This is a genomic window from Streptomyces sp. NPDC044033 (genome assembly GCF_056434425.1).
The window spans coordinates 30,893-35,388 of sequence record NZ_JBWKFF010000017.1 but is presented as its reverse complement, the minus strand read 5'-3'; the positions used below and the strand labels follow the sequence as shown (position 1 = coordinate 35,388).

3 protein-coding genes and 1 pseudogene are annotated in these 4,496 nt (G+C 75.1%); 2 read left to right on the top strand and 2 right to left on the bottom strand.

The annotated features are described in order from the left end of the window. Window positions 1-1,016: L-tyrosine/L-tryptophan isonitrile synthase family protein (locus tag AC07AB_RS27060; RefSeq protein ID WP_478571726.1), on the bottom strand; the 1,016-nt coding region annotated here is incomplete at its 3' end. Between the two features lie 7 nt (window positions 1,017-1,023). Further along, window positions 1,024-2,274, bottom strand: a complete 1,251-nt coding sequence (locus AC07AB_RS27055; protein WP_478571723.1) for a cytochrome P450 family protein — start codon at window positions 2,272-2,274, stop codon at window positions 1,024-1,026. 279 nt (window positions 2,275-2,553) lie between these two features. Between AC07AB_RS27055 and AC07AB_RS27050 the strand changes: the two genes are divergently transcribed. Together AC07AB_RS27050 and AC07AB_RS27045 are read left to right on the top strand one after the other, a co-directional pair. Continuing rightward, window positions 2,554-2,790: a hypothetical protein gene (locus AC07AB_RS27050; protein ID WP_478571720.1), complete on the top strand. Its 237-nt coding sequence runs from the start codon at window positions 2,554-2,556 to the stop codon at window positions 2,788-2,790. Further along, a pseudogene (locus AC07AB_RS27045) lies at window positions 2,787-4,391 on the top strand (heavy metal translocating P-type ATPase); the annotation flags it as partial. The gene AC07AB_RS27050 and the pseudogene AC07AB_RS27045, both read left to right, overlap by 4 nt. Between the last annotated feature and the right edge of the window lie 105 nt (window positions 4,392-4,496).

Genomic DNA, 4,496 nt, shown 5'->3' with positions numbered 1-4,496 from the left:
GTTGTTGTGGCGTGGGCGCCGTGGTGTTCCCCCCCTCCAGCCCCCGCTGGGGCCCCCCCTCCCCCCTCTTCTCCCCCCCCCCCCCCCCCCCCCCCCCCCCCCCCCCCCCGCCGCGCGTCTGCGTGACGCAGCAGCTCGGCGCTTCCGTCCCGCCGCCGCAGAACGGTGGAGTGCCAGGGTGTGGCCCAGGCGTCGGCGGACTCCAGGAGGCGGATGCCGAATTTGGCCGCGCCCGGCCGCTGCGGATGGATCGACAGCCGTACGGACCGGGGGTGGTGGTCGGCGATGAGGTCGCCCCAGGCGCGGCTGCGGGCGATGACGCCGTACGCGCGGGCGCGGCAGTCGCGTTGGAGGGCGGACCGGCTGCCGGTGCGGCCGGTGGTGTCCTCGACGAGGAAGCGCGTGATGCCCCGGTAGAGGCGGGTCGCCTCCTCATCGGTGCGGGTCAGGGTGCGCAGGGCGGCGAGATCCGGCGCGTACGCCCGGGTCGCCCGCGACCGCTTGTCGTCGTACGGGGCGTCGCCGTAGACCTGGCGCAGGTCGAAGGTGTCGAGGTGGCGCAGGTCCGTGCGGCGGATCAGGGTGCGCAGGGCGTCCCCGTACGCGTCGATGTGCGCGTCGGGCACGTTGATGAGGTCGCCGAAGATATGGCCGTCGGAGCAGATGAGCATCCGCGCCCCGGGCCCGTAGACCTCGCCGACGCGGGCGCAGAGCCGGTCGAGGAAGGTCAGGGAGAGCCGTTCGCCCTCGTCGGGGAGGTGGCCGAGGACCTTGGCCGGGTTGGGCGATTTGCAGGGGAAGCCGGGGAGGGTGAAGAGCACCGGTTCGCCGGCCGTCGTGAACTGCCTTATTTGCGCCAGCTGTTCGGGGTGGCCGACCGGCCCGCCGGCGGGAGCCGGGGCCGTGGTGCGGTGGTACGGGAGGAGGAGGTCGAGGATGCGGGCTTCCGGGGCTTTCGCGGAGGCGGGTGCCGTGCCGGGGCTCCGCTCGGGGCGCGGCTGCGGGGCGTCGTGCATCAGCCGGTCACCCACGAGGGCGTATGGGCCGGCCGAAGGCGACGGGCAGCTCGTTCACGCCGCGCCCCAGCACCGCCGGTATCCACTCGACGTCCTCGTCCGGGACGGCGAGCCGCAAGCCCGGCAGCCGTTCGAGCAACGTGCCGAGCGCCACCTGGAGTTCGACGCGGGCGAGGGCGGCCGCCGGGCAGAAGTGGATGCCGTGGCCGAACGCCATGTGCGGGCCCCGCTCCCGGTCGAAGTCCAGGGTGTCGGGGTCGGGGAAGCGCGCGGGGTCGCGGTTGGCGGCACAGAGGGAGACGATCACGGAATCGCCGGCCGGGACGCGCGTACCGTGCAGTTCGGCATCCTCGCCGAAGAAACGCCAGGTCGTAAGCTCGAAAGCGCCGTCATATCTCAGCAGTTCGTCGACGGCGCGGGCCAGCAGCTCCGCATCGTCTCGGTCGGCGCGTAGCCGGTTGAGGGCCTCCGGGTGGCGCAGGAGGGCCATGAGGGCGGTGGTGATCTGGTTGGTGACGGGTTCCTGGCCCGCGACGAGGAGCTGGAAGATCATCGAGTCCCGCTCCTCCCCCGTCAGTTCGCCCTCGCGGTGGGCGGTGACGAGGCGGCTGAGCAGGTCGTCCTGCGGATGCGCCCGCTTGTAGGCGACGATGTCGGCGATATATCCCTGGAGCTCGCGCAGCAGCGCCTCGTACGCGTCCCGGCCCGGGTCCTCGGGCCCGACAGGCTGCACGGCCTTGCCCCATTCACGGCGGAAGCGGGCCGCGAGCTCCGGTGGCAGGCCGATGACCTCGGCGAGCGCCTGGAAGGGGAAGCGGGCGGCGAAGCACGCGACGAGGTCCGCGCCGCCCGCGTCGGCGGGCAGTTCGTCCAGGAGCGCGTCCGCCAGTTCCTGGAAGCGGGGGCGCAGCGCCTCGACGCGGCGGGCCGCGAACGCGTCGAGGACCAGCCGTCTCATCCCGGTGTGCGCGGGCGGGTCCTGGTGCAGGAGGTGGACCTGGAGCTGCGAGTGCTGGGGCTCGGGCATGATCGAGGCGCGGGCGCGCCAGCCGTCGTTGCCCAGGTCGTGGCTCTTGCCGAGTCGGCTGTCGGACAGGGCCTGCTGGGCCGCGCTGTGGCCGGTGACGAGCCAGGCGGCGACGCCGCTGGGGAAGCGCACCCGGTGCACGGGGCCGGCGGCGCGCAGCTCCTCGTACAGCGGGTAGGGATCGCGCTTGTAGGCGCGGCCGTAGAGGGGGAAGGGGTCCGGCAGGGGCACGGTGGGGTCTCCTCGCTGCGTCGTGATCGCGGTCGCGTGACCGCTGGGCCGCGACCGCTGGGGCGCGGGCGGGCCCCTGAGAAGTCGTACGGGGACGGGCGCGAGTTCCCGAACGTGCGTCGCCGCTGGGGTTGGTACGGGCCCCGGTGCGCGCCTTCGATCTCCAGGTAGTCGGCTGCGGAGGCCCGCTGGTTCCCGGGCGCGAAAGGGACAATCCTCACGCGCCGAAGAGGGCGTTCAACGGCTCCGGCGGCCCTCGCGCCGTGCCACGATGCGGCGATGACAGCACGTCAAAACGGTACGACAGCACGTCAGAGCAGTCCGTACGCACTCCTCGCCGGTTTCGCCCTGCTGCTCGCCGCGATGTTCGGCGTCGCCTACGCGGTGGGGTCGGCCGTCGGCCCCGTCGCCCCCGGCATGCACGGCAGCGGCGGCTCCGGTTCCGGCGGCTCTTCGGGCGGTGGCATGGACGGCATGGAGAACATGGGCGCGCCGGCCCCGGAGGCCGTCCGATGAGCGCGGACACCACGACGGAACTGGCGGTCGGCGGCATGACGTGCGCCGCCTGCGTGGGCCGGGTGGAGAAGAGGCTCGGGCGGGTGGAGGGGGTCAGCGCGACCGTCAACCTCGCGACGGGGCGGGCCCGGGTGAGCCATCCGGCCGCCGTGAGCGCGGCCGAACTCGTCGCCGTCGTGGAGGCGGCGGGGTTCACCGCCCGCCACCTGGAGGCGGAGCGGCGGCGGGCCTCCGAGGGCGGCCCGGACTCCGGCGGCGGCGCTGCCGCCGACCCCATGGACTCGTCGGCCGCCGCCCCCGCCGAGCGGATCCGGCTGCTGGTCACGGCCGTGCTGGCGGTGCCGGTCCTGGTGCTGTCCATGGTCCCGTCCTGCCAGTTCGACAACTGGCAGTGGCTCTGCTTCGTGCTGGCCGCGCCGGTCGCGGCCTGGGGCGCCCTGCCCTTCCACGCCAAGGCGCTGCGCGGCCTGCGGCACGGGAGCGCGACCATGGACACGCTGGTGTCGCTGGGTGTGCTGGCGTCGTTCCTGTGGTCGGCGTACGCGCTGTTCCTGGGCGGCGCCGGGCAGCCGGGGATGCGGATGCCGTTCACGCTCGTACCGTCGGCGACGGGCGGCGTCGCCGACGTGTATCTGGAAGCCGTCGTCGGCGTCCCGCTCTTCGTGCTGACCGGCCGGCTGCTGGAGGGGCGCGCCCGGCGGGCCACCGGTTCCGCGCTGCGGGCGCTCGCCTCGCTCACCGTCAAGGAGGTCACCGTACGGACCGACGGCGCCGAACGCAGCGTGCCCATCGAGGAGTTGCGGGTCGGCGACCGCTTCGTCGTACGGCCCGGCGAACGGGTCGCGACCGACGGGGTGGTCACGGAGGGCGGCTCGGCACTGGACATGGCGCTGGTGACGGGCGAGAGCGCGCCGGTGGAGGTCGGGCCCGGGTCGGCGGTCGTCGGCGGGGCCGTCAACTCCGGCGGGCTGCTGGAGGTCCGCGCCGCGGCGGTGGGCGCGGACACCCGCCTCGCGCGCATCGCGCGCCTGGTGGAGGACGCGCAGACCGGCAAGGCGCGCGTGCAGCGGCTCGCCGACGCCGTCGCCGGTGTCTTCGTCCCCGCGGTCCTCGCCGTCGCCGTCACCGTGCTGGGCTTCTGGCTGGGCGCGGGCGCGGACCCGCAGGCCGCCGTCACGGCGGCCGTGGCCGTGCTCGTCGTCGCCTGCCCCTGCGCCCTCGGCCTGGCCACCCCCACCGCCCTGCTGGCGGCCACCGGCCGGGGCGCGGGGCTGGGCATCCTCGTCAGCGGGCCGCAAGCCCTGGAGGGGCTGCGGCGGGTGGACACGGTCGTGCTGGACAAGACCGGCACGCTGACGGTCGGCGCGATGTCCGTGGCAGAGGTGACGGCGCGCGCCGACGGCCCGGGCGAGGCGGCGGCGCTGCGCCTCGCGGGCGCGGCCGAGGAGGGTTCGGAACACCCGGTGGGCCGCGCGATCGCGTCCCACGCCCGCCGCACGCTGCCCGGACCGCCCCCGCGCGTCGAACGGTTCACGGCCACGGCGGGCCTCGGAGTGGCGGGCCTGGTGGACGGCCACCGGGTCGAGGTACTGCGCCCGGACGCCGGGACCGGGGGGGGGGGGGGGGGGGGGGGGGGGGGGGGGGGGGGGGGGGGGGGGGGGAGAGGGAGGCGGAAGTATTAGTAATCACATTTGCGACCCGGTCTC

Excerpts from the sequence above, each read along its gene's own strand:
- AC07AB_RS27050 (WP_478571720.1), top strand. The coding sequence starts at position 2,554 with ATGACAGCACGTCAAAACGGTACGACAGCACGTCAGAGCAGTCCGTAC.